This is a genomic window from Nocardioides pyridinolyticus (genome assembly GCF_054653575.1).
In genome coordinates, this window is record NZ_BAAIFY010000016.1 from 1 (window position 1) to 22,463 (window position 22,463).

The window sequence follows — 22,463 nt, forward strand, 5'->3', positions numbered from 1 at the left end:
GCTCGGAGTTTTCACATTTCTGCGGCCCCTCCGGGGCGACTCGTAAAACTTAGCGGTTCGAATTCCCCGGTGCAAATCCGGGTATTTTTCCCGCCTCCCGCGCACACCGGTAGACCACCGATTTCTCGGTGATCGATGTGAGTGGGTGGCCGCTTCGGGGCCGGAGGCCCGACCAGACCGGTCTTGCCTCCCGCCGCTCCCTGGCGACTCGGAGAACATTAGGCGACCCGGCGCACGAGTTCAAATCGAGTAAACGTGACCCCGACCACAGCGACGTTTGCGCAGGTCAGAGCAGGTGTCGGGCGTCCGGGACGGCGCGGCAGCCGGCGAGCCGGAGCGCGTCCACGGTCTGCTCGAGCAGCTCCCGGTGGAGCGCCGAGACGCCGGCCGCGCCCTCGACCAGGGCGAGGAGGGGCAGCCGGCCGAGGAACACGGCGTCGGCACCCAGGGCGAGCGCGGCGAGGACGTCGAGGCCCGTGCGGATCCCACCGTCGACGTACACCTGGGTCCGGTCCCCCACCGCCGCGACGACGTCGGCGAGGCAGGAGGCGGTGGAGGCGGCACGGTCGAGCTGGCGGCCCCCGTGGTTCGACACCCACACCGCCGCCGCACCCGCCTGGATGCTGCGCTCGGCGTCCTCGGCGCGGAGCACGCCCTTCACCACGACCGGGAGACCGGTACGGGCGGCCAGCCAGCCGATGTCGTGCGGTCCGAGGTCGAGCGCCTTCTCGGCGCCGGGCTGGTCGTCGTACCCCGGCGCGAAGTTCACGCGGAGCAGGTCGGGGTCGACGGTCTCCCAGACGACGGGGACATCGGGGCTGGCGTACTTGGTGCCGACCACCGGGGTGTCGACGGTGAGGACGACCGCGCGGGCGCCGCCCGCCACCGCCGCTTCGAGCAACGGCTCGGCGAGGGTCCGGTCGGCCGGCAGGTAGACCTGGAGCCACCACTGCACGCCCGTCTCACCGATCCGGTCGAAGGACGTGCCGGAGTTGCTCGAGACCACGAGCACTCCCCCGGCCTCGGCGGTGGCCCGCGCCATCGCGACCTCGCCCTCGGGGTGCACGGCGCGGTGGAGCGTCGTGGGCGCGACGCCGAACGGCAGCTCGGAGCGGCGTCCGAGGAGCGTCACCCCCGGGTCGACGTGGGTGACGTCGTGCAGCACCCGGGGGCGGAAGCGGACCCCGCTCCAGGCGTCGACGGCCTCACCGGAGGTGATGCCGTCGCGGGCACCCTGGAGGAGGTACTCCAGGACGGCGGGGGCGAGCTGCTCGCGGGCGCGCTCCTCGAGCCCAGCCAGCCACCTCGCCTCCGCGGTCACTCAGCTGACCTCGACCCCGGCGAAGTTCTTCTTGCCGCGGCGGAGCACCAGCAGTCGGTCCTCGATCAGGTCGGCGTCGCCGGGGACGTACTCAGGGTCCTCGACGCGCTCGTTGTTGAGGTAGGCCCCGCCCTCGGCGACGGCCCGCCGCGCCTCGCTCTTGCTCTTCACGAGCTCGGTCGCGACGAGCAGCTCGACGATCGTCGGCACGTCGTCGGCCGGCACGGTGACCAGCGGCCGCGCGGTCGAGAGCGCCGCGTGGAGGGTGCGCCATCCGACCGCGCGCAGGTCGCCGGTGCCGAACAGCGCCCAGGAGGCCTCCTTGATCCGGTCGGTCTCCTCGGCCCCGTGGACCAGCGTCGTCACGTGCTCGGCGAGGGCGCGCTGCGCGGCGCGGAGGAACGGCTTCTCGGCGTGCTCGGTCTCGAGTGCCTCGATCTCCTCACGGGAGAAGAACGTGAACACCCGCAACAGCTCGCCGACCTTCTCGTCCTCGACGTTGAGCCAGAACTGGTAGAAGGCGTACGGCGACATCATCTCCGGGTCCAGCCACAGCGCGCCGCCCTCGGTCTTGCCGTACTTCGTGCCGTCGGCCTTGGTGATCAGCGGGGTCGCGAACGCGTGCGCCTTGCCGCCGTCCGAGCGACGGATCAGCTCGACCCCACCGGTGAGGTTGCCCCACTGGTCGGAGCCACCGAACTGGAGCGTGACGCCGTGGTCGCGGTACAGGTTGAGGAAGTCCATCGACTGGAGCAGCACGTAGCTGAACTCGGTGTAGCTGATGCCCGCGTCGAGCCGGCTCTTCACGACGTCGCGGGCGAGCATCCGGTTCACCGGGAAGTGCTTGCCGATGTCGCGCAGGAAGTCGATCGTCGACAGGCTCGCGGTCCAGTCGTAGTTGTTGACCATGGTCGCGGCGTTGTCGCCCTCGAAGGACAGGAAGGGCTCGATCTGCCGGCGGACCCGCTCCACCCACTCCTTGACGGTGTCGAGCGAGTTGAGCTGGCGCTCGCCGGACTCCTTGGGGTCGCCGATCATGCCCGTGGCGCCGCCGACCAGGGCGTACGGCGTGTGGCCGGCGTCCTGGAGCCGCTTCGCGGTCAGGATCTGCACCAGGTTGCCCATGTGCAGGCTCGGCGCGGTCGGGTCGAAGCCCACGTAGAACCGGACGCTGCCCTCGGCCAGCGCCTCGCGCAGGGCGTCGAGGTCCGTCGAGTGCGCGAGGAGGCCGCGCCACTCGAGGTCGTCGAGGAGGGTCGGGTCGACGGTCACGGTGAGCCTTTCGAAGATCAAGGTGCGGGACCAGCCTGCCATGGGCCCCGCTGGATAGGCTCACCGGATTGTGGGAAGAGACGTGGAGTGATCGCAGGCAGGTATGAACTCGAGCGCGAGATCGGACGCGGCGGCATGGGCGCCGTGTGGCTCGGGCGTGACGAGGTGCTCGGGCGCGTCGTCGCGCTCAAGCGCCTCGGGCTCGCGCCCGGCGGCAGCACCCCGGACCTCGCCCGAGCCGAGCGTGAGGCCCGGCTGGCCGCACGGCTCAACCACCCGCACGTCGTCGCGGTCTACGACCTCGTCCTCGAGGCCGACGAGCAGTGGCTCGTCATGGAGTACGTCGAGGGTGCGACCCTCGCCGCGCTCGTGCAGCGCGACGGTGCGCTGACGCCCGACCGGGCGGCGCCGATCCTGCGCCAGGCGGCGGACGCCCTCGCGGCCGCGCACGCCGCCGGCATCGTGCACCGCGACGTGAAGCCGTCGAACATCCTGGTCGCCCCCGACGGCCAGGTGAAACTGTCCGACTTCGGCATCGCCCGCGCGGAGGCCGACGCCTCGCTGACCCAGACCGGGCTGGTGACGGGCTCGCCGGCGTACCTCTCGCCCGAGGTCGCGTCCGGCCAGCAGGCGACCGTCGCCAGCGACGTGTGGTCGCTCGGCGCGACCGCGTACTACACCCTCGCCGGCGAGCCGCCGTACGACGTCAGCGGCAACGTGCTGGGGGCGATGTACCGGATCGTCCACGAGGAACCGCCGCGCCTGACGAACGCCGGCTGGCTGACGCCGCTGCTCGAGTCCACGATGACCACCGAGCCGTCCGCGCGCTGGCCGATGGCGCAGGTGCGCGACTTCCTCGCCGGCAGCCCGGCACCGGAGCGGACCCAGACCCTCCGCGCCGTGCCGCCCCCGCCGCCACCGCCGCCGCCGATCCCACCGACACCCGCACCGGCCCCGACAGCCCCACTCGGTCCCGTGCCCGAGCGGCGGCACTCGAACGGCGGCCCGGTGGCGATCGCGCTGGCCGTCGCCGCGATCGTGGTGCTCGCGGTCGTCGCCTGGGCACTCGGCTCCGGCGGTGGGGACGCCGAGACGCCGCAGGCCGACCCCACCCCCACCCGGGCGACCGGGCAGTCGAGCCCGCCGCCGAGCTCGGACACCGAGACCCCGCGGGAGGTGACGGCCGACGGGATGGAGAACTTCGTGGAGGAGTACCTCGCGACGGTCACCTCCGACCAGAAGGCGTCGTGGGAGATGCTCACCCCCGGGTTCCAGCAGGCAAGCGGCGGCTTCGGGCAGTACCAGCGGTTCTGGCGCGGCTTCTCCACCGCCGACCTGCTCTCCGCCGAGGCCGACCCCGAGAGCATGCGGATCGCGTACGCGGTCGAGTACCAGCGCACCGACGGCTCCGAGGTCCAGGATCAGGTGACGCTGACGCTCGAGGGCACCGACGGCGCGTTCCTCATCGCCTCGGAGAGCTGAGGGCTCGCGCCGCCTATCGTGGGGGCGTGGGTGCGGGAGGTCAGATGGAGCTGGCGACGCTGTACCGGGAGATCGTCGAGGCGTCCCCGGACGCGATCTGGGTCTTCGACCTCGACGGCCGGGTCCTGTACGCGAACCCCGCCCTCGTCGCGCTCTTCGGCGGCGGCGAGGAGGGGATGGCCGGGCTCACGGTCTTCGACACCCTCGACGAGCCCGGCCGGGCCCAGTTCGTCGAGCACCTGCGCATCCTGCGGACCGGTGTCGTCAACGCGGGCGAGGTCGAGAGCAAGTTCGTGCGCCGTGACGGTACGGCGGTCTGGGTCAGACTCAGTGAGGCCTTCCTGCGCGGGCCGGACGGCGAGGTCGCCGGCGTCCTGCACCGGATGTCGGACTACAGCGAGCGGCGGCAGGCGGTCAACGAGCTCACGATCGGCCAGGCCCGGCTCGCCGAGGCCCAGCAGATCGCCCGGATCGGTAGCTGGGAGTGGGACCTCGAGACCGACCAGATCTGGGCCTCCGACGAGCTGCGCGAGCTCTTCCGGATGCCGGCGGACATGGCGGCCGGCACGTTCGACGAGTTCCTGGCCCGCGTGCACGAGGACGACCGCGACGCGGTGGACTCAGCGGTCCGGGGAGCCCTCGAGACCAGCGGGAGCTTCGTCTTCCTCGCCCAGGTCCAGCGGGCGGACGATTCCTGGATGTGGGTCCGCGGGCGCGGGGTCGCGCACCTGGACGACGACGGCCGGGTGACCCACATGTACGGCACGCACCAGGACGTCACCGAGTCGCAGCTCGCCGAGATCGCGCTCGAGGACCAGCTCCGACAGAACACGCTGCTGCAGGCCGTCGCGAGCACCGCGAACGAGGCCGCGACGCTCGTCGAGGTGCTCGCCCACGCGCGGCACCTGGTGCTGCTACACGACGACTGGGAGCGCGGCCGGGCGTTCCTTCCGAACGAGGACCGCACGGGACTCGAGCTGCTCCACATCACCGAGGAGGACCGCGCCGACGACCTCGCGACGCCGGAGGCCACGGCGAGGGAGCTGACGCTGGCCGAGCGGGCGTTCCGCGAGCGCCGCTCGGTGTGGGACGACGCCCGGCTGACGATCGCCTTCGTCGTGGAGTACGCCGGCGAGGTGGTCGCCGTCGTCACGATCACCTCGGCGCCGCCGCTCTACCGGTTCGAGCTGATCGAGTCGATGGTCGAGCAGGTGGCGGGCCAGCTGGGCCGGGTCGCCGAGCGGGAGCGGGTGCAGCGCGAGCTGGCCGACGCGCGCGACGGTGCGCTCGCGGCGTCGCGGCAGAAGTCGGAGTTCCTGGCGACGATGAGCCACGAGATCCGAACACCGCTCAACGGCGTGATCGGCCTCAACGACCTGTTGCTGCGCTCCGACCTCGACGCCGACCAGCTCCGGCTGGCCTCCGGCGTCCAGGTCGCGAGCCGGGCACTGCTGAGCGTGATCAACGACGTGCTCGACTTCTCCAAGATCGAGGCCGGGAAGCTCGAGCTCGAGCAGCTCGACTTCGAGGTCCGGCCGGTCTTCGAGCAGGTCGCGAGCGTGCTCGGCGAGTCCGCCCGCGCCAAGGGCCTCGAGCTGATGGTCTCCTGCCACCCCGACGTGCCCGAGGTGCTGGCCGGCGACCCGACCCGTCTGGCGCAGGTGCTCACGAACCTGGGGGCGAACGCGCTGAAGTTCACCGCTGAGGGCGAGGTGGTGATCCGCGCGACCGCAGAGCCCGACGCGGGCGGCGGCACGCGGCTGCGGGTGTCGGTCGCCGACACCGGCGTCGGCGTCCCCGAGGTCGACGTGGACACGCTGTTCGAGGCCTTCACCCAGGCGGACGCGTCGACGACCCGGCGCTTCGGCGGCACCGGCCTCGGCCTGGCGATCTCGAAGGAGATCGTCGAGGCGCTCCGCGGCGAGATCGGCCTCGAGCCCAACCCCGGCGGCGGCAGCGTCTTCTGGTTCACCGCGCGGTTCGGGGCCTCCTCGGGACCGAGCGTGGACGCGGACGACGAGTACGCCCGCAGCTGGCTGGCCGGACGCCGCGTGCTCGTGGTCGCCGACAACGCCCACCAGCGGCTGATCCTCGCGGAGCAGCTGGCCTGGTGGCGGCTGCGGGCCGCCGAGGCCGTCGACGCGGACGCCGCCGAGGCGGCGATGGCCGACGCGCTGGCGGCCGGCGACCCGTTCGAGGCCGTGCTGCTCGACATGTCGATGGCCGGGCGCGACGGGCTCGACCTGGCCCGCGCACTGGCGCGTACGCCGGCGTACGACCCGGTCCTGCGGCTGATGCTCGTCCCGGCCACCGCCCCGGACCCGGCCGACCTGGAGGCCACCCGGATCGCCGAGTGCCTGACCAAGCCGGTGCTCGCCGGGGACCTACGGCGTTCGCTGCTGCGCCACCTCGCCGGTGTCGAGCCGCGGGAGCTGAGCGAGCAGTTGCCGGCCGGTGACGGGCCGGGGCGCCGGGTGCTGGTCGTCGAGGACAACCCGGTCAACCAGCTGGTGGCAGTGGGGCTGCTCGAGGCGTTCGGCTACCGCACGGAGACCGCCGACGACGGGCTGGCCGCGCTGGAGGTGCTTCGCGGCGCCGACTTCGACCTGGTGCTCATGGACGTGCAGATGCCACGACTCGACGGCTACGAGACCACGCGCGCCATCCGCGCGGCCGAGGAGCCGGGGCGGCGGGTGCCGGTCATCGCGATGACCGCGGCGGCGGTCGAGGGCGAGCGGGAGCGCTGCCTGGCGGCGGGCATGGACGACTTCCTCACCAAGCCGGTGGACCCGGCCGCGCTCGCCGCCACGCTGGAGCGGTGGTCGGGTGACGGCGAGGTCGCGCGGCGGAGTAGCGTGCCGATCGTGACCGAGGATCGTGAGGGGCTCCTGGCCGGGCTGGCGCTGGAGCGTCTCGACGAGCTGCGCGACCTGGACCCGGACAACACCGCCTACCTGGACCGGGCCATCGGCAACTTCGTCGCCCACACCCCGGAGACCTACGAGACCATCGTCGCCGCCGCGGCCGTGGGCGACGCCGCGACGCTGAAGCAGGTCGTGCACAAGCTGGCCGGCGGAGCGCTCAACCTGGGCGTCGAGGCGGCCGGGCGGATCGCGCAGCAGATCGAGCTGGTCGCCGACACCGGCAGCACCGCGGGCGCGGCGGACCTGCTCCCCCGCCTCGCCGAGGAGCTCGAGAAGGGCCGTGCGGCGCTGCTGGCCTACCAGGCGGCGTACTCGGCCTCCTGAGGGGGTAAGAGACCGGCATGAAGTCCATCATCGGCCTCGTCATCATCCTCTGGCTGGTCATCGGGGCCGCCGCTGCGTGGCAGCGCGGCTACTTCGGTGACGACCGCGAGGTGAGCTGCAAGTCCACCGGCGACACCGTGCTCACGATCCTCGCCGGCCCGCTGAACTACCTGGGCGCGAACCCCAAGGTCGACTGCGACGTGAAGGTGCCGCAGCCGAGCGAGTGACGCGCGTCGCCTCAGCGGTCCTCGTCCGGCGTCGGGGGCGCGTACTCGTCCAGCGCGCCCTGGTTGCCGACGAACGCCGCGACCGGCGGGATGACGGCGGCCACCACGCTCATCACGACCGCGGCCGTCGTGGACCGGAGCCGGACCACGTTCCACGCGAGCAGGATCAGCCCCACGCACGTCATCCTGGCCGTTGGGAGTGGTGCTGCCTCCTCTGCGATCTACGCGCTCGTGTACCGGAACAAGCACCGGGCCGTTCTCATGAGGCGAGCAGACGGACTTGAAGTTGAGGTCTCTGGACACAGCGAGGACGAGGAGCGCCGCATCATCCGAGATGTATTGGGCGACGGCGACGACAGTCAGTAGTCTTCCGCGAGCAACATTGGGGCGTTAGCTCAGTTGGTAGAGCAGGACACTCATAATGTCCCACGCGTCGGTTCAAGTCCGACACGCCCCACGATCACTCCTGGGCCCCTTGCCGATCCTTGCGGTGGAGCCGGTCGGACGGGCCACCAGCAGGCTTGGTGAGGTAGTCGAGAACTGCCTCCTCCTTGCCCTTGAAGCGGTCCGCGAAGCTCGTGAACTCCTGATCGGATTGCCACCCGCATGCGCCACAGATGGTCGATTCAGAGTAGCCAGGCTCTGGCTCCTCAACGACGTCCGTGTCGTCGTCGAGCCGGTAGGATCCACAACGCGGGCACCGCTCGGGCTCACCGTGGTTGCGACGGTGGATCAGTCGGCTCAGGGTGGAGAGCAGATGGCCCGTGGCGTTCAGCACCAACTCGGCGTCGTCCGGAGCGGCGTTGCTGTTGTGCTGGAGCCAGACGCTCAGGTCCCATGTTCGCTCCACGAGGGCCTTGACGTATGACCGCACGCGACCCTCGGACAACCGCTCAGCGAAGATGCCACCCCAGCCCTTGAAGTCACTGACCTTGGGACGGTCCTCGACCTCGCCAACCCAATCCGCGTCCATGTGGTCCCGGACCGTCGCCAGCAGGGCATCCCGGCACTTGATCCCAACAGCCTGGAAGTCCTCGGACTCGCCAGCGTCGTCCATGTCGGCAAGTGCCTGCTTGAAGCGACGCCACGCCCCTGAGACCTGCTCCTCATCGCCCTCGGGCAACTCGGCACGACTCCGCTCGGCGAGGAACAGCCCGAGGCCAAGATGGAAGATCAACGCCTGCTCAGCCTGGGGGAAGTCGTCCTGCGAGTAGAGGTTGGTCGGCTCGGTTATGACCCACCATCGCGACTGCTCACAGTGGACGTCGTACGTCTCGTGGACGTGACCCATGACGCGCCGTGATCCGACCTTCTGAACCAGGGCCGCTTGGTCGTCCTTGGGCGACTGCGTGTTGACGTAGTCGCTGATACGACGTGCCTCGTGTTCCGGCAGGTCGAGCATCAGAGCGCATCCTCGTCCGCGACCGGAAGGATGTTGGCAAGTCCGTCCTCAACGTCGAGGCCGTGTGCGGCTGCGATCTTGAAGACTTCGACACCGACGACGCCGCGCAACTCTCCTAGCGACTGGTTGAAGCCGATGTCATGCATGTGGTGGACACCGAAGGCCGTTGGCGGCAGGTGGAGCCTGCCTTGCCATCGTCTGTCACGCCCACGCTGTCCATGAACTTCCGGCACGCCGCGCGGATCGAGCGGAGTGATCCCGTCAACTCGTCGGCCAGTCCACCGACTGCGAGGCTACGGATCATCTCCCGCCGTATGTCGATGACGGACCGAACAACGTGCTCAGGGACCTCGACCTCGTACGGGTTGTAGAGCGCCCGCCTGTCCTCAAGAAACGTGATGACCTCTCGGGCCGCTGCAACATCGGACCTCGGCGGCTGCCACGACACGCCAAAGAACGGGATGCTGACACCGTTGAGCCTGGTGGCCATCTCGGAGAACTTCACGCGGCCACAGTCCCACGGCCCGCCGACGCGCGGGGCCGATTCTGCGTGCGACCTTCTCCGACTCGATGAGGCGTGGAGAGCCGGGATCGGGCCTCCGAGGGGACCAGACACGTGACAGCGGCCTTGCAGCGCGTGTCACGGCCTCTCGCGGCTCCGGAGTCGGTCCGAAGCGCGGACGGAAGCGTCGTCTCCCGGAGGACCCGCGCCGGGTCGCGCGTCCGTCGTGCGGCGGTAGTGGCACGTCGTGGCCTGCCGTGGCCCGCGCTGCGTGCAACAGCGCCGGAGCAGCGCCGAAAGGCCGAAACGGACCGATTCACGCCTGAAACGGGCCAGGTCCGGGCGATTATGAGTCCTCTGCTCTGACCGACTGAGCTACCGCCCCGGGGCGGGGGCGAGCCTAGCCGCCGGCGCTCAGAGGCGCTCGAGCTGGCCCTGCACGGGCGCGGCGTCCCACGTGACGGTGGCGCCGACCCATACGGAGACGTCGCGGTCGGGGTCGTGCTCGTCGACGACCCACTCCTCGGCCCACGCGGCGGCCGCCGCGCTCAGGCGTACGCCGGGCCGCTCGGCGCCGTCGCGGCCGAGGACCGTCAGCGCGATCCGGGCGGGGCGAGGCAGGTCCGGCGGCGCCGCGCCGGCCTCGGCCTCGAGGACGACCAGGCCGTAGGCGTCGTCCGGGAGCAGGGCGAGCAGGGCGCGGACGGCACCGAGCTCGGACACGTCACCGGCGACCAGGACGTGGGCGAGTGGGCCGGTGCGGCGGCGGGACCTCATGGGGCGAGTGTAAGGGAAGCCTTACCTAATCGCTAGAGGTCCCGCCCGCCGGCACGCGCCGCGGACTCAGCCCGCGATGTGCGCCTGGAGCAGCCAGCGGTCCTTGGTCAGGCCGCGCTCGATCTCGATCGCGACGTCCTGGCTGCTCAGGTCGATGTCGTCGAGGCCGGCGACCGCAGCGCGCACCGTGACCAGGGCGGCGTCGATCTGGGCGACGACGGCGGCGACCGTGTCGGGCCACTGCTGGAAGCCGTCGGGCAGCTCCGGGAGGGTGCTCTTCGCGGCCACGGTCTTCAGGCGCGAGTCCAGCGGGAGGCCGAGTGCGACCACGCGCTCGGCGGCGGTGTCGGCGAACTCCTGGGCGTGGTCGACCACGTCGTCGAGCAACTCGTGGACGCCGACGAAGCTCCCGCCGCGTACGTGCCAGTGCGCCTGCTTGCCGTTGACGACCAGGGCCTCCATGTCGAGCACGACCGGCGTCAGGAACTGGGCGGCGGCCGCGGCGATCTCGGGCGTCGTGGCGAGGTCGGAGGTCGGGCGGGTCGTCGGGGTCATGAACATCTCCTCGATCGTGAAGTCAGGACAGGACAACTTGAATGATTCAAGTTCAGTACCGATTCTGGCGCGCCGGCTGCCGTCGCGCAACGAAGCCGAGGCTGCCCTAACCCCCTGCGAGCCGCTCCTGGAGACGCACCGCGTCGTGCGGGGCGAACCCCTTGGCGTCGTTGTCGAAGTACACGACCACGTCGGCCTGCTCGGCCCAGCCGCGGCACTTCTCGGCCCATCGGTCGAGGGCGGCGTCGGAGTAGCCGCTGGTGTAGAGCTCGGTGTCGCCGTGCAGGCGGACGTAGACCAGGTCGCTGGTGACCGCCTCGGCCATCGGCCAGCGGCCCGCGCTGTCGGCGACCACGCACGCGACGTCGTGCTCGCACAGGAGGGCGAACGCCTCGTCGGTGCAGTACGTCGAGCTGCGGAACTCCAGCGCGTGCCGGACCCGCTCCCCCGCCAGCCCGCGCGGGGCGCGGGTCGAGGCTCGCTCGTCGGGCACCTTGGCGTCGTGCCGCCGGGCGAGCGCGGCGACCTCGCCGACCGTCCGCGGCAGCAGCGCGAAGAAGTCGGCGAGCAGCGCGGCGTCGTACTCCAGCCGCTCGGGGAGCTGCCACAGGAACGGACCGAGGGTGGGCCCGAGCTCGAGCACGCCGGAGGCGAAGAAGTTGGCCAGCGGGGTCTCGACGTCGCGCAGCCGCTTCAGGTGCGTGACGAACCGGCCGCCCTTGACCGCGAAGCAGAAGTCGTCGGGCACCTGCTCGCGCCAGGAGCGGTACGACGAGGGCCGCTGGAGCGAGTAGAACGACCCGTTGATCTCGACGCTGCCCAGCCGCTCGGCGGCGTAGGCGAGCTCCTTGCGGTGCGGGAGCCCGCGCGGGTAGAAGTCCCCGCGCCAGCCCGCGTAGGTCCAGCCGGAGATGCCGACCCGGACGTCACCCACCGGCCCGGCGGCTGTCCACCACCAGGGCCAGCGCGTTCAGGCCGGCCCAGCCCAGGGTGATCGCGGCGATCTTCTTCCGGACGTCCGCGTCGTCGGTCTGCGTGGTCAGCAGCGCGCAGTCCCCCAGGTCCATCGCGATCCGCAGCAGCATCGCCGCCCGCACCGTGCCCGGTCGCCGCCCGAACAGCGCCAGACCTCCGATGGCGAGGTCGCGCACGCCGTAGGTCCGGGCCAGCAGCTCGAGCCCCTCGCGGTCCTTGCGGTCGGCCTTCAGCGCCTGCCAGAGGTGGGCGGGCTGGGCGAGGGCGTAGCCGCCGTAGGCGGCGGTCGCCGAGGACAGGAACCGGCTCAGGGGGTAGCTCATGTCCCGCCGTACCCGAGCGGGTCCGACCTCACGCGCCGGGCGGCGGCTCCCCCAGCGTCGCCAGCCACGCCTCGGGGGCACCACCCCACTCCGCGCGCTCGGCCGTGGTCATCGGGGCGGTGCAGCGGATCCAGGACTCGACCCGGGCCAGCCGGGCCAGCTGCAGCGCCGCCGGCAGTACGCCGCGCAGCTCGGCCAGCGGCGCGTGCTCGGTCCACACCTCGAGCGCGGCGTCGGCCACCCGGCGCAGCCGCGGGTCGTCGGGCGCGCAGCCGAGCTGGTGCATCAGCACGTTGAGCGGGACGAGCAGCGCGGCGAGCGGCTCGGTGACCAGGGCGTCGGCGAAGTCGAAGAAGCGCAGCTCGCCGTCGCGGTCGAAGACGTTCCGCCCGTGCAGGTCGTTGTGGCACAGGGTGAGCGGCAGCCCGAGCGCGCCGACCCGGTCGGCCCAGCGCTCGACGTCGTCGAGGGTCGCCGGCGGGGGCGCCGGGAGCGTGAGCTCGCCGAGCCGCCGCGCGGTGTAGGCCGGGCAGTCGGCCGGGGCGAGCACGGTGAGGCCGGCGTCGACCAGGTGGTCGGCGTACCGCGAGACCTCGAACTGGAGCTGCGCTCCGGCCGCGACCACGCGGCACCAGTCCTCGACCGTGCCGTCGCCGAGCGGCTCGCCCTGGTCTGGGGTCAGGAACAGCCCGCGGCCGAGGTCGACGCCGGCGAGCGGGACGACGTGGCGGGCGGCGAGGTCGTTCAGGGCCACGACGAGCGCGGCCTCGAACGCCTGGCCGGCGCAGTTCTGCTTGGCATAGAGGACGCCCGTCTCGGTCTCCGCGCGCCAGACCGTGGCCCACGGTCGGACCTTGACCGGCTCGAGCGAGGTGGGCTCCCCCACGACGCCCGCGACCCAGCGGCGGAGCTCCTCGCGGAAGGCGAGACCCTGCCACCGCTCACTCGCCGACGGCTGGATCTCTCCCACTTCGGCGTACCCGACCATGGCGGCACCCTGCCATGCTCGTCGGCATGGAGCCCAAGACGCTGGAACCGCTGCCGGAGGACTGGGAACGGGCGCTGTGCGTGGTGGCGCACCCCGACGACCTGGAGTTCGGCGCCGCCGCGGCGATCGCGCGGTGGACCGGCCAGGGCAAGCAGGTCGTCTACTGCATGGTCACCAGCGGCGAGGCCGGGATCGACGCGCTCGACCCCGAAGAGTGCCGCCGGGTACGGGAGGCCGGCTGACCGACGACAGCACGCCGAGCAGCAGTTCCGTCGATCGCAGCCGCCGCATGGATCGGATGTCGATGCCACAGCCGAGCGCGAACATTGCGGTCGCGAGCGCGAAGCCCTGAACCTCGGCTACCCCGAGGCGCAGCCAGCCGGGCACGGGCAGCACGCTGCCGAACGCCACCACAAGAGCGAGTGCGATCGCGACGTCCTCCTCGTCGGAGTCTGTCACACCGTCGGCAGCCGCGACCGCCGCAGCACCGCAGATCGAGAAGCCGCATGCGATCAGCAGGCGCCGCTCGGTCGGGACACCCAGGATCGAGCCGATCGCGACAATCGCGGCGATGCCGCCGACGACGATGAGCACGACGATCACCAGCACTGGCCAGCCCAGGCCCAGCACCTGCCCCACGACGAGCTGAAAACCCAACAGCGCGACGCCGATGCGCAGCACGCCTCGAGAGGCGACGGCCAGCCCGGGCGTGAACGACGTGCGTGGACCTACTATGGTGGCGAACACGACGCCGAGCACGATCGCGATGAGCAGGGCACTCACCAGCGGAAGCGCGGCGTGCAGCAGGATCGCGAGGACGCCCCCGATCGCGGCCACGGCCAGGCCGGACGCGATCCCGCCGGAACCCGTGTCTGTCGGCGCGGGCACGGGAGCCTGGGGAGAGGGAGCAATCACGGTCCCAGGTTGGGCGTCGCCAGCCCGCTCCGAGTCTCACCTCGACCTGGCCAGCACGGCTGCGGTCAAGGCGGCCGCCGCGACCGGCGGCGCACCGGCCGTCCTCAGCAACCTCGCCGTCGCCTCTGAGCTCGCCAGCGGATCACTGGTCACCATACCCGTCGAGGACTTGGACCTCACCCGCTGGCTGCGCGCCGTCTGGCCGGCCCGATCCCGTTTGGCCGGCCCTCCATCCGACCTGGTGCGGCTTGCGTCCGGACGCAAGCCACGGCCGGACGGCAGCAGCCGCGCCGCCAGCCAACGGGAATAGCCCGAGACCATGGTCAGCACCGGCAGCTACGCCGCGGTGCGGCGCTGACCAAAGCCGACCGGGATCGTCACGTTGGGGAACCACAGGTCGCACTGGCCAACCCCGCCGGGCTCATAGGCGGTGCGCGAAGCCGGGCCCGGCGGAGGTAGATCGGCTGCAGCTCGGCTACCCGGTCCCGCACCTCCGGATCGAGTACGCCCAGCCGATCCGCTCCGCAATCACCGTCGCCGGCATCGTCGGCCACGCCTGCAACAACTCCCGGATACGCGGCTCCACCTCATCGACCACCGACCCCCGCGATGGCCGCTCGTACTTCGGTACGGCTTCGCTGCGGACCGCCGCCTTCACAGTTCTTCGAACACCGCATCGCGCGAGCGATCACCGTGATCGGCATCCCCTCGGCGTAGTGCAGGCATCGGATCTCAGGCCAGTCCTCCACAGACAACATCCACTTCCTCCCTGACCTCGGCTGAGGTCAGCGTGTCGGAGCTGTCAGCTTTCAACTGTTGTCTTCGGGTCGGTTTTCCCTACCTTCTTGCTCGTCCGGGCTGTCGAAGTGTCCGGGCGGCCGGGGGCGTCTGGCATGGCTTTCAGCCGCGACGTCTTGACCCGTTAATTGAGATCTGCGACATCGACGCTGTGTAGGGAACGGACGGCGAGCACGTCGACGGCGACCACAATCAGTCGAGCGAAAGGGAGTGCATGAACCAGGTCGAGCAGGCGTGGGCGGGAATCGACGCGGGCAGGGGACATCACCATCTTGGTGGATCGACCAGGAGGGCTGGCGCCTGATGTCGCGGCGGGTGGCCAACGACGAGGTCGAGCTTGGCGCCGCGATCGACGACGCCTTGGCCATCGCGGAGCAGGTCACCTGGGCGATCGATCTGGCCGATGGTCCTCCGCCTGAGGACCCGCGCGGCGGCTCGACCCGGGCTTCCGAGCGAGCCCACCCAGACCTGCGCAAGCCGGTGCATCTCAATCCAGGATCAGACGTGATCATCGCGGTCCACCGCTGCCCTCTCTTGGATGGGCAGTGGGCGCTCGACGCCACGCCTCGATGTCGTCGAGAGACCGCGCGGCAATGAATCTTCGCCCTCTCATCGACAGCGCGCCGCTATGCCGCCTCCTCCACACCCTCCCCGACACCGACCAGCGCAACCTCGACGCCTTCACCCGCGTCGGCGACACCTGATGCGCCAGCGAGTACGTCATCGAAGAAGGGCGACGCCACCTCGGCCTCCTGGGCGTTGCGCACCAGACGCATTCGGCGTCCGCACGAGAGGGCGCCACCTTTAGCCTGAAGCGGCGCAAAGGGCGTCTGCGTCACAGCGTTCGTGCCAAGCGCGCGCGGATACCGTCCAGGATCAGCGCGATGCCGGCCGCGAAAGGGTCCGGCTCATCGGTCCTGCCAGTCGAGGGATCCGCGACGAGCAGTCCGTCGATCCCTCCGGGGCTGCTGGCGTGAAGATGCTGCGACTCGCCGAAGGTGAAGCCCAGCACGAACTGCCAGTTGCCGTGGCCGCCGCCTGGGCCTCGGCCTTGGTCCCGCGGGCGGAGGTGAACGCCTCGGCGAGATGGCGGTGCGGCTCCTCGGCACCGAGGCCGAAGGCGTACACCGTCGACACCAGCTCGGCGCCGTCGCGGTAGGCGCGCGGGGTGTCGCGCAGCGCCTCCGCGCGCGGAGACCACGGTGTCCCAGTCGGCGCTGGCCGAGGGCTCGGGTCCACGGCGCAGGATTTTCTCCGCCATCGCGGCAAGTAGGAGTTGCTTGCTCGCGAGGTGGCAGTACAGCGCGCTCTGTTGCACGCCGAGCGGCGCGGCGAGGCGGCGCATCGTGATGCCCGGCAGGCCCTGCGCGTCGAGGATCGCGAGGGCGGTCTCGAGGAGGTCTGCTTCGCGTGCCCCATGCCGCCTCGGGCTCTTGACGGGACCACAGCCCACTCCTAACCTGAACATCGTTCACCTGAACGGCGTTCAGGTTATGAGACGGAGGTCGCCCCTTGAGCAGTGTTCTGGACGTCGCCCGCACTCAGGTGCATGAGGCCGGGCACGGGCTCAGCGAGAAGCAGCTCGTCGAGGTGCTGCGGCTCCCCGACGAGTCCGTGGAGGAGCTCCTCGCCCTGGCTCACCGGGTGCGGGTGCGGTGGTGCGGCGAGGAGGTCGAGGTCGAGGGGATCATCTCGCTAAAGACGGGTGGCTGCCCCGAGGACTGCCACTTCTGTTCCCAGTCGGGCCAGTTCACGTCGCCGGTGCGGTCGGTGTGGCTGGACATCCCCGAGCTGGTGGAGGCGGCGAAGGAGACCGCGAAGACCGGCGCGACGGAGTTCTGCATCGTGGCGGCGGTCCGGGGCCCCGACGAGCGGCTGATGAAGCAGGTGCGGGCCGGGATCGAGGCGATCACCGCCGAGGTGGACATCAACATCGCGTGCTCGCTGGGGATGCTCACTCAGGAGCAGGTCGACGAGCTCAGGGAGATGGGCGTCCACCGGTACAACCACAACTTGGAGGCGGCCCGGTCCTACTTCGGCGAAGTGGTGACCACCCACTCCTACGAGGAGCGCTGGGAGACCTGCGTGATGGTGAAGGCCTCCGGGATGGAGCTGTGCTGCGGCGGCCTGGTGGGCATGGGGGAGACCCTGGAGCAGCGCGCGGAGCTGGCCGCGCAGCTCGCGGAGCTGGACCCGCATGAGGTGCCGTTGAACTTCCTCAACCCGCGGCCTGGCACGCCGTTCGGCGAGCTGGAGGTGATGGACGGCCGGGACGCGTTGCGCACCATCGCGGCGTTCCGGCTGGCGATGCCACGGACGATCCTCCGGTACGCCGGGGGGCGTGAGCTCACCCTGGGCGACCTCGGCACCCGCGACGGGCTGCTCGGCGGCATCAACGCGGTGATCGTCGGCAACTACCTCACCACCCTGGGCCGCACCCCCGAGGACGACCTGGAGCTGCTGCACGAGCTGAAGATGCCGGTGCGGGAATTGCAGAAGACCCTGTGACGGCCCCGGCGGAGAGTGCTGTGGACGGCGACGTGTACTGCGGGCACTGTGGCGAGCAGCGCCCAAGTCCGGGCGACCTAGCGCGTCACGAACGTTGCGACCGGGCGCTGGGAATGGAGCCACCTCGCTTCTGCAGCCGGTGCCGGCGCCGGATGCTGGTCCAGGTCACCCCGACCGGCTGGACCGCCCGCTGCTCCAGCCATGGGGAGGTGTCCGATGGCCGCTGAGCACGCGGCGACGTCGTTGCTGGACAAGGACGCCGCGATGGTGTGGCATCCCTACTCCTCGCTCACCGCACCGAATACGATGCGGGTCGTCGACCACGCCGAGGGGGTACGGCTGTACTTCGCGGACGGGTCGTCGGCGATCGACGCGATGGCGTCGTGGTGGTGCATGATCCACGGGTACCGCAACCCGGTGCTCGACGCCGCGGTGCACGCGCAGCTGGACCGGGTCAGCCATGTGATGTTCGGTGGCCTCACCCACGGCCCCGCGGTCCACCTCGCCGAACGGCTGGTCTCGATCACCCCGGACCCTTTGCAACACGTGTTTTTCTGCGACTCCGGATCGGTGTCGGTCGAGGTAGCGGTCAAGCTGGCACTGCAGTACCAAGTCGCCCGACACGGGAGACGCGGTCCGCGCCGCACCAGGCTGCTCACCGTCCGGGGCGGGTACCACGGCGACACCTTCACCCCGATGAGCGTGTGCGACCCCATCACCGGGATGCACTCCCTTTTCACCGGCGCCTTGGCCGAGCAGCTGTTCGCGCCCCGCCCCCCCGACGGCTTCGATCGCCCGGGCGACGACCCGGGGCTGGTCGCCTGGGCGGCCGCAACCCGTGAGCTCGCGGAGCGGCACACCGGTGAGATCGCCGCGGTCATCGTCGAGCCGGTCCTCCAGGGCGCCGGCGGCATGTACGCCTACAGCCCCTGGTGCCTTCGCTTCCTGCGCGCGCTCGCCGACGAGCACGGGTTCTTGTTGATCCTCGACGAGATCGCCACCGGGTTCGGCCGGACCGGTGCGCTCTTCGCGTGCGAGCACGCGGGCGTCGCCCCCGACGTGATGTGCGTCGGGAAGGCGCTGACCGGCGGCTACCTGTCGCTGGCGGCGGTGCTGTGTACGACGGAGGTGGCGCATGCCGTGTCGAACGGGCCGGGCGGCGCGCTCATGCACGGCCCGACGTTCATGGCCAACCCGCTGGCCTGTGCGGTGTCGCTGGCCAGCATCGACCTGCTGCTGGCCGGCGACTGGCGCAGTGACGTGTCCCGGATCGGTCGGGGACTGCGCGAGGGGCTCGCGCCCGCCCGCGCGCTGACCGGGGTGAAGGACGTCCGGGTGCTCGGCGCGGTCGGTGTGGTCCAGCTCGAGGGACCGGTCGACGTACCGCGAGTCACCGACGCCGCGCTCCGACATGGTGTCTGGGTGCGTCCGTTCCGCGACCTCGTCTACACGATGCCGCCGTACGTGTGCACCGACGAGGACATCGACACCATCGGCAGGGCCATGTGCTTGGCGGTTCAGGGGACCACCCGATGACCGGTGCGCTCGAGGCCTGGCTGGCCGACCGGGCGGAAGTGCTGGAGCGGCGCGGGCTCACCCGGCGCCTCCGGCCCCGTTCGCTGCCGGCCGAGGCAGGCGTGGTGGTCGACCTGGCCGGCAACGACTACCTGGGACTCTCCACCGACGCCAGGCTCGTCGACGCGGCGGTCGGCGCCATCCGGGACTGGGGAACCGGCGCGACAGGGTCCCGGCTGGTCACCGGCACCACCGGGCTGCACGTGGATCTGGAGGAGGCGCTGGCGGATCTGTGCGGTCAGGAGGCGGCGCTGGTGTTCTCCTCCGGTTACCTTGCCAACCTGGGCGCGGTCACGACGCTGGCCGGGCCCGGCACCCTGATCGTGCAGGACGCGCATGTGCACGCCTCGTTGATCGACGCCGCGCGCCTGTCCCGCTCCCCGGTGGCCGTGGTGCCGCACAACGACGTGGCCGCGGTCGAAGACGCGCTGCGCGGCCGGGAGCAGACCCGGGCGCTCGTGCTCACCGAGTCGGTGTTCAGCGTGCTGGGCGACGCCGCACCCCTCCCCCGGCTGGCGGAGGTCTGCGGCCGGTACGGTGCCGTGCTGCTGGTCGATGAGGCCCACGGGGTGGGCGTCACCGGTGCCGGAGGGGGCTCGGTGGCGGCCACCGGCCTCGCCGAGGCCGACCATGTCGTGGTGACCGCCACGCTGTCGAAGGCGCTGGCCAGCCAGGGCGGGGTGGTGCTCGGCTCGGCCCGGCTCAAGGAGCATCTGGTGAACCGGGCGCGGTCCTTCATCTTCGACACCGCCCTGGCGCCGGCCGCCGCCGCAGCCGCGTTGACCGCGGTCCGGGTGATCCGAGACGAGCCCAAACGCGTGGAGCGCATCGGCGCGGTGGCGGGCCGGTTGGCGGCCGCCTGCGGCGTCCCGGTCGGACCCGGGGGCGTGTTCTCGGTGCCGATGCCGACCCCGGAAGCGGCGCTCGCGGCGGCCGGACAGTGCGCCGACCACGGACTCCGGGTGGGCTGCTTCCGTCCTCCCTCGGTCCCGGACGGCATCAGCAGGATGCGGCTCACCGCGCGCGCCACGCTCGACGAGGCCGCCATCGACCACGCCTGCGCGGTACTGGCGGACGCGTTGGAGGAGGCGCGATGAATCTCAGCCCCGTGGTGGTCGTCACAGGGACCGACACCGGGGTGGGCAAGACCGTGGTCACCGCCGCCTTGGCGGCCCGCCTGACGCGCACCCGCACCGTCGCGGTGCTCAAACCCGTGCAGACCGGTGCCTCCTCGGCCGAGCCCGCCGACGTCGACGAGGTCAGAAGACTGTCCGGGATCGCCACGGTCCGCGAGGGCGCACGGCTGCTCGCGGCCCTTGCCCCCGTCGCCGCCGCCAGACTCGAGGGCACCAGCCTCCCGCCCATCGAGGAACATGCGGCCACCATCGCGCACCTCGGCCGCGCCCACGACGTCGTCCTCGTCGAGGGCTCGGGAGGCCTGCTGGTCGACCTCGACCAGGACGGCAACGGGCTGTGCGAGCTGGCGTCCGCGACCCCACTACCCGTCTCCTTCGTGGTCGTGACCCGGGCGGGCCTCGGCACCCTGAACCACACCCTGCTCACCATCGAGGCGCTCCGGGCCAGAAGACATCAGGTCCAAGGACTGGTGATCGGCGCCGCTCCCGGCTCACCCGGTCTCGCCGAGCAGACGAACCTCGTGGACCTGCCCGCGGTCACCGGAACACCGCTGCTCGGCCAGATCCCCGAAGGCGCCGCCGCCCTCGACCCGTCGGTCTTCCGCGAATGCGCCGCATCCTGGTTCGACAAGGAGCACACGTGAGCTGCCCCGTGACCTTCGACGCCCACACCGGAATGTGGCGAGTCCGGGACCCCGCCCAGGTACGGGCAGTGCTCCAGGACCCCGACACGTTCCGGCCCGACAACGCACTCACCGCCCACACACCGCTCAGCACCCGCGCGCTGCGCATCCTGGCCCAGGTCGGCTTCACGCTGCCGCCGACCCTGGCGAACAACGCCACCGACAGCCACCGCCCCATCCGAAAGGCCGTGGCCGGCTTCTTCAGCCCCGGATCGGTCCAGGCCGTGGAGCCGCTGACCCGCACCCTCACCGCCAGCAGGATCGCCCACGCGCGGCGCATGCTCGCCGAAGGCGACGACGTCGACCTCGCCGGCGCGGTCGCCGACGTCCCCGCCATCGTCCTGCTCGAACTCCTCGGACTCACCGACGTCGACGTGACCGCGTTGAAACGCTGGAGCATCGACTCGCTGGAGCTGTTCTGGGGCTGGCCCGGCCCCGCCGAACAGAAACAGTTGGCCATCAGCGCGGCGCAGTTCTACCGCTGGCTCCGCGAGCGCACCACCGCGGCACGCAGGTCACCAGTCGGGGACCTGTTCGGACGGCTCCTCCACATCGGCCTGTCCGACGAGCAGATCTGTGGTGTCGCGTACTTCCTGCTGATCGCCGGACACGAGACCACCAGCCAACTGGTTTCCACCGCCTACCTTCGGCTCATCGCCGATCCCGTCGGCTGGGACGCGATAGGCCGTCAACCCAGCCTCGCAGCCCGGGCAGTCGAGGCGGTCCTCGCGGAGCAATCCTCGGTACCGACCTGGCGGCGCATAACAGCAACGAGCACTCAGGTCGGCAACGTCGAGATTCCACCAGGGGCACCGCTACTTCTCCACCTGACCGGCATCAACGGTCCAAGCGACCTGGCCTTCGGGCACGGCCTACACCGCTGCCTCGGCGCCGGACTAGCCCGCATGGAAACACAAGTAGCGGTGCAAGAAGCCGCCACCACACTACCCGGGCTGAGACTCACCGAGCCCGATCCGCCGAAAAACGACCTGCTGTCCTTCAACGCCCCCGTCCGTGTCCTGGTACGCCAGTCCACCCGAAGAGCGGGTGGCGCATCTTCGACATGACTCAGGCATCCCCGGTGTCCCGCCATCCATCGCTCTACCGCCGTTGCGAGCCGCATGCGAGTCTCTCCCTGAACCGCCCCGTTCGCCGTCGGGATCCTGCTACGGCGCCAGGTCGAGAACCACGCCAACCCGCACGGCGCTGTGTTCCCGACCCGCCGCGGAACCTGGCGGCAGATCTCAAACTGGGAACGGATGTGGAACCAGGTGGTCGACGACACCGCCTACGACTGGGTCACCTTCCACACCTTCCGCAGGTCGGTGGCCACCCTCATTGACCGTGAAGTGGGAATCGACGCTGCCCAGGCCCAGTTCGGTCACGAAGACAGCGACATCACCCGCGACTTCTACGTTCACAAGGCCACGGTCGCGCCCGATCTGACCGTCCATCTCGAGAAGTTCCGGCCCTCTACCTGACGGTCGCCCCACGAAGTCCCCCGGACGGGAGCGCTCGATACCCGGCGTGCACTCTGCCCCGCGCAGAGCGTTCTCGAGGTCTTGGCCGCGAGCGTTACTGGCCTGTTTCTGGACAGTTTCGTCATCAGATTCAAATCTCAGAGGACCCCTGCCTGGACGTTTGCCCAGGTCAGAGGCCCTCTTCTGGCTCCCCCGGTTGGACTCGAACCAACAACCCTCCGGTTAACAGCCGAATGCTCTGCCAGTTGAGCTACAGGGGATCGGTGCAGCCCGCACAGGTTAGCAATCCACCCCG

27 protein-coding genes, 2 tRNA genes and 2 pseudogenes are annotated in these 22,463 nt (G+C 70.9%); 14 read left to right on the top strand and 17 right to left on the bottom strand.

Features of this window, described 5'->3' with window-relative positions; all coding sequences use genetic code 11:
• Positions 1–286: 286 nt before the first annotated feature.
• Positions 287–1,321: an alpha-hydroxy acid oxidase gene (locus tag ACYQ0U_RS14375; RefSeq protein ID WP_459974029.1), complete on the bottom strand. Its 1,035-nt coding sequence runs from the start codon at positions 1,319–1,321 to the stop codon at positions 287–289.
• On the bottom strand, positions 1,322–2,635 hold the full coding sequence (gene tyrS / locus ACYQ0U_RS14380) for a tyrosine--tRNA ligase (RefSeq protein WP_459974031.1): 1,314 nt from the start codon (positions 2,633–2,635) through the stop codon (positions 1,322–1,324).
• Between the two features lie 45 nt (positions 2,636–2,680).
• Between tyrS and ACYQ0U_RS14385 the strand changes: the two genes are divergently transcribed.
• Genes ACYQ0U_RS14385 through ACYQ0U_RS14395 form a run of 3 tightly spaced genes read left to right on the top strand, consistent with a single transcriptional unit; the run spans position 2,681 to position 7,550 of the window.
• Entirely contained in the window at positions 2,681–4,075 is a 1,395-nt protein-coding gene (locus tag ACYQ0U_RS14385; protein WP_459974034.1) for a serine/threonine-protein kinase, read from the top strand.
• A 26-nt stretch (positions 4,076–4,101) separates the two neighbouring features.
• Entirely contained in the window at positions 4,102–7,323 is a 3,222-nt protein-coding gene (locus ACYQ0U_RS14390) for a response regulator (protein ID WP_459974036.1), read from the top strand.
• Between the two features lie 17 nt (positions 7,324–7,340).
• On the top strand, positions 7,341–7,550 hold the full coding sequence (locus ACYQ0U_RS14395) for a hypothetical protein (protein ID WP_459974038.1): 210 nt from the start codon (positions 7,341–7,343) through the stop codon (positions 7,548–7,550).
• Between the two features lie 11 nt (positions 7,551–7,561).
• Here the strand turns inward: ACYQ0U_RS14395 and ACYQ0U_RS14400 are convergent, their stop codons facing one another.
• Positions 7,562–7,726: a hypothetical protein gene (locus ACYQ0U_RS14400; RefSeq protein WP_459974040.1), complete on the bottom strand. Its 165-nt coding sequence runs from the start codon at positions 7,724–7,726 to the stop codon at positions 7,562–7,564.
• A 208-nt stretch (positions 7,727–7,934) separates the two neighbouring features.
• Here ACYQ0U_RS14400 and ACYQ0U_RS14405 point away from each other — a divergent pair.
• Positions 7,935–8,007 (top strand) — tRNA-Ile (locus ACYQ0U_RS14405).
• Between the two features lie 3 nt (positions 8,008–8,010).
• Here ACYQ0U_RS14405 and ACYQ0U_RS14410 read toward each other — a convergent pair.
• From ACYQ0U_RS14410 to ACYQ0U_RS14445, 8 genes are all read right to left on the bottom strand, one after another.
• Entirely contained in the window at positions 8,011–8,952 is a 942-nt protein-coding gene (locus ACYQ0U_RS14410) for a hypothetical protein (protein ID WP_459974042.1), read from the bottom strand.
• Entirely contained in the window at positions 8,952–9,098 is a 147-nt protein-coding gene (locus ACYQ0U_RS14415; protein WP_459974044.1) for a DUF6650 family protein, read from the bottom strand. Before ACYQ0U_RS14415 ends, ACYQ0U_RS14410 begins: the two co-directional genes overlap by 1 nt.
• On the bottom strand, positions 9,068–9,457 hold the full coding sequence (locus tag ACYQ0U_RS14420; protein WP_459974046.1) for a DUF6650 family protein: 390 nt from the start codon (positions 9,455–9,457) through the stop codon (positions 9,068–9,070). The genes ACYQ0U_RS14415 and ACYQ0U_RS14420 overlap by 31 nt, the downstream gene beginning before the upstream one ends.
• Before the next feature lie 411 nt (positions 9,458–9,868).
• Positions 9,869–10,231, bottom strand: coding sequence for an SIP domain-containing protein (locus ACYQ0U_RS14425; protein WP_459974048.1), 363 nt, complete (start codon positions 10,229–10,231; stop codon positions 9,869–9,871).
• A 66-nt stretch (positions 10,232–10,297) separates the two neighbouring features.
• The gene (locus ACYQ0U_RS14430) at positions 10,298–10,786 is read right to left on the bottom strand and encodes a Dps family protein (RefSeq protein WP_459974051.1); all 489 of its coding nucleotides are present in this window, start codon (positions 10,784–10,786) and stop codon (positions 10,298–10,300) included.
• Between the two features lie 106 nt (positions 10,787–10,892).
• A complete protein-coding gene (locus tag ACYQ0U_RS14435; protein WP_459974054.1) occupies positions 10,893–11,720 on the bottom strand; it encodes a DUF72 domain-containing protein in 828 nt (275 codons plus the stop codon).
• Positions 11,713–12,084, bottom strand: coding sequence for a hypothetical protein (locus tag ACYQ0U_RS14440; RefSeq protein WP_459974056.1), 372 nt, complete (start codon positions 12,082–12,084; stop codon positions 11,713–11,715). Before ACYQ0U_RS14440 ends, ACYQ0U_RS14435 begins: the two co-directional genes overlap by 8 nt.
• Positions 12,085–12,112: 28 nt before the next feature.
• A complete protein-coding gene (locus tag ACYQ0U_RS14445; protein WP_459974057.1) occupies positions 12,113–13,072 on the bottom strand; it encodes a phosphotransferase in 960 nt (319 codons plus the stop codon).
• A gap of 26 nt (positions 13,073–13,098) precedes the next feature.
• Here ACYQ0U_RS14445 and ACYQ0U_RS14450 point away from each other — a divergent pair, with 26 nt between their 5' ends.
• Positions 13,099–13,314 (top strand): PIG-L deacetylase family protein, encoded by a 216-nt coding sequence (locus ACYQ0U_RS14450; RefSeq protein ID WP_459974059.1) that lies wholly within the window; start codon positions 13,099–13,101, stop codon positions 13,312–13,314.
• On the opposite strand, the gene ACYQ0U_RS14455 is transcribed toward ACYQ0U_RS14450, so the two are convergent.
• The gene (locus ACYQ0U_RS14455) at positions 13,244–13,960 is read right to left on the bottom strand and encodes a putative sulfate exporter family transporter (RefSeq protein WP_459974061.1); all 717 of its coding nucleotides are present in this window, start codon (positions 13,958–13,960) and stop codon (positions 13,244–13,246) included. The genes ACYQ0U_RS14450 and ACYQ0U_RS14455 overlap by 71 nt on opposite strands.
• On the opposite strand from ACYQ0U_RS14455, the gene ACYQ0U_RS14460 reads away from it, so the two are divergent.
• Entirely contained in the window at positions 13,941–14,297 is a 357-nt protein-coding gene (locus ACYQ0U_RS14460; RefSeq protein ID WP_459974221.1) for a LysR substrate-binding domain-containing protein, read from the top strand. The two genes, ACYQ0U_RS14455 and ACYQ0U_RS14460, sit on opposite strands and share 20 nt — an antisense overlap.
• Here ACYQ0U_RS14460 and ACYQ0U_RS14465 read toward each other — a convergent pair.
• Positions 14,261–14,745 (bottom strand): annotated as a pseudogene (locus ACYQ0U_RS14465) (IS21 family transposase); the annotation flags it as partial. The gene ACYQ0U_RS14460 and the pseudogene ACYQ0U_RS14465 sit on opposite strands and share 37 nt — an antisense overlap.
• Positions 14,746–15,100: 355 nt before the next feature.
• Between ACYQ0U_RS14465 and ACYQ0U_RS14470 the strand changes: the two are divergent.
• Positions 15,101–15,382: a hypothetical protein gene (locus tag ACYQ0U_RS14470; RefSeq protein WP_459974063.1), complete on the top strand. Its 282-nt coding sequence runs from the start codon at positions 15,101–15,103 to the stop codon at positions 15,380–15,382.
• Between the two features lie 29 nt (positions 15,383–15,411).
• Here the strand turns inward: ACYQ0U_RS14470 and ACYQ0U_RS14475 are convergent, their stop codons facing one another.
• The 3 genes and pseudogenes from ACYQ0U_RS14475 to ACYQ0U_RS14485 form a co-directional block, all read right to left on the bottom strand.
• Entirely contained in the window at positions 15,412–15,552 is a 141-nt protein-coding gene (locus ACYQ0U_RS14475; protein WP_459974065.1) for a hypothetical protein, read from the bottom strand.
• Between the two features lie 68 nt (positions 15,553–15,620).
• Positions 15,621–15,797, bottom strand: a complete 177-nt coding sequence (locus tag ACYQ0U_RS14480; protein ID WP_459974229.1) for a hypothetical protein — start codon at positions 15,795–15,797, stop codon at positions 15,621–15,623.
• Between the two features lie 258 nt (positions 15,798–16,055).
• Positions 16,056–16,253: pseudogene (locus ACYQ0U_RS14485) on the bottom strand (TetR/AcrR family transcriptional regulator); the annotation flags it as partial.
• Positions 16,254–16,297: 44 nt separating this feature from the next.
• Between ACYQ0U_RS14485 and bioB the strand changes: the two are divergent.
• The 7 genes from bioB (at position 16,298) to ACYQ0U_RS14520 (ending at position 22,168) form a co-directional block, all read left to right on the top strand.
• Positions 16,298–17,293, top strand: coding sequence for a biotin synthase BioB (gene bioB, locus ACYQ0U_RS14490; RefSeq protein WP_459974067.1), 996 nt, complete (start codon positions 16,298–16,300; stop codon positions 17,291–17,293).
• A 32-nt stretch (positions 17,294–17,325) separates the two neighbouring features.
• Positions 17,326–17,520, top strand: a complete 195-nt coding sequence (gene bsaP / locus ACYQ0U_RS14495) for a biotin synthase auxiliary protein BsaP (RefSeq protein WP_459974223.1) — start codon at positions 17,326–17,328, stop codon at positions 17,518–17,520.
• On the top strand, positions 17,510–18,829 hold the full coding sequence (locus ACYQ0U_RS14500; RefSeq protein WP_459974069.1) for an adenosylmethionine--8-amino-7-oxononanoate transaminase: 1,320 nt from the start codon (positions 17,510–17,512) through the stop codon (positions 18,827–18,829). The genes bsaP and ACYQ0U_RS14500 overlap by 11 nt, the downstream gene beginning before the upstream one ends.
• Positions 18,826–19,965, top strand: coding sequence for an 8-amino-7-oxononanoate synthase (locus ACYQ0U_RS14505; RefSeq protein ID WP_459974071.1), 1,140 nt, complete (start codon positions 18,826–18,828; stop codon positions 19,963–19,965). The genes ACYQ0U_RS14500 and ACYQ0U_RS14505 overlap by 4 nt, the downstream gene beginning before the upstream one ends.
• The gene (bioD, locus tag ACYQ0U_RS14510) at positions 19,962–20,648 is read left to right on the top strand and encodes a dethiobiotin synthase (RefSeq protein WP_459974073.1); all 687 of its coding nucleotides are present in this window, start codon (positions 19,962–19,964) and stop codon (positions 20,646–20,648) included. The genes ACYQ0U_RS14505 and bioD overlap by 4 nt, the downstream gene beginning before the upstream one ends.
• A gap of 8 nt (positions 20,649–20,656) precedes the next feature.
• Positions 20,657–21,754, top strand: a complete 1,098-nt coding sequence (locus ACYQ0U_RS14515; RefSeq protein ID WP_459974075.1) for a cytochrome P450 family protein — start codon at positions 20,657–20,659, stop codon at positions 21,752–21,754.
• Positions 21,755–21,850: 96 nt separating this feature from the next.
• On the top strand, positions 21,851–22,168 hold the full coding sequence (locus tag ACYQ0U_RS14520) for a tyrosine-type recombinase/integrase (RefSeq protein ID WP_459974225.1): 318 nt from the start codon (positions 21,851–21,853) through the stop codon (positions 22,166–22,168).
• Between the two features lie 184 nt (positions 22,169–22,352).
• On the opposite strand, the gene ACYQ0U_RS14525 is transcribed toward ACYQ0U_RS14520, so the two are convergent.
• A tRNA-Asn gene (locus ACYQ0U_RS14525) sits at positions 22,353–22,428 on the bottom strand.
• Positions 22,429–22,463: the final 35 nt, after the last annotated feature.

Bases quoted from the DNA above. Each gene is read 5' to 3' on its own strand.
- ACYQ0U_RS14505 (WP_459974071.1), top strand. From the start codon at position 18,826: ATGACCGGTGCGCTCGAGGCCTGGCTGGCCGACCGGGCGGAAGTGCTG.
- ACYQ0U_RS14410 (WP_459974042.1), bottom strand. From the start codon at position 8,952: ATGCTCGACCTGCCGGAACACGAGGCACGTCGTATCAGCGACTACGTC.
- ACYQ0U_RS14500 (WP_459974069.1), top strand. From the start codon at position 17,510: ATGGCCGCTGAGCACGCGGCGACGTCGTTGCTGGACAAGGACGCCGCG.
- ACYQ0U_RS14445 (WP_459974057.1), bottom strand. From the start codon at position 13,072: ATGGTCGGGTACGCCGAAGTGGGAGAGATCCAGCCGTCGGCGAGTGAG.
- ACYQ0U_RS14395 (WP_459974038.1), top strand. From the start codon at position 7,341: ATGAAGTCCATCATCGGCCTCGTCATCATCCTCTGGCTGGTCATCGGG.
- ACYQ0U_RS14430 (WP_459974051.1), bottom strand. From the start codon at position 10,786: ATGACCCCGACGACCCGCCCGACCTCCGACCTCGCCACGACGCCCGAG.
- ACYQ0U_RS14425 (WP_459974048.1), bottom strand. From the start codon at position 10,231: ATGAGGTCCCGCCGCCGCACCGGCCCACTCGCCCACGTCCTGGTCGCC.
- ACYQ0U_RS14450 (WP_459974059.1), top strand. From the start codon at position 13,099: ATGGAGCCCAAGACGCTGGAACCGCTGCCGGAGGACTGGGAACGGGCG.
- bioD (WP_459974073.1), top strand. From the start codon at position 19,962: ATGAATCTCAGCCCCGTGGTGGTCGTCACAGGGACCGACACCGGGGTG.
- ACYQ0U_RS14440 (WP_459974056.1), bottom strand. From the start codon at position 12,084: ATGAGCTACCCCCTGAGCCGGTTCCTGTCCTCGGCGACCGCCGCCTAC.
- tyrS (WP_459974031.1), bottom strand. From the start codon at position 2,635: ATGGCAGGCTGGTCCCGCACCTTGATCTTCGAAAGGCTCACCGTGACC.
- ACYQ0U_RS14415 (WP_459974044.1), bottom strand. From the start codon at position 9,098: ATGCATGACATCGGCTTCAACCAGTCGCTAGGAGAGTTGCGCGGCGTC.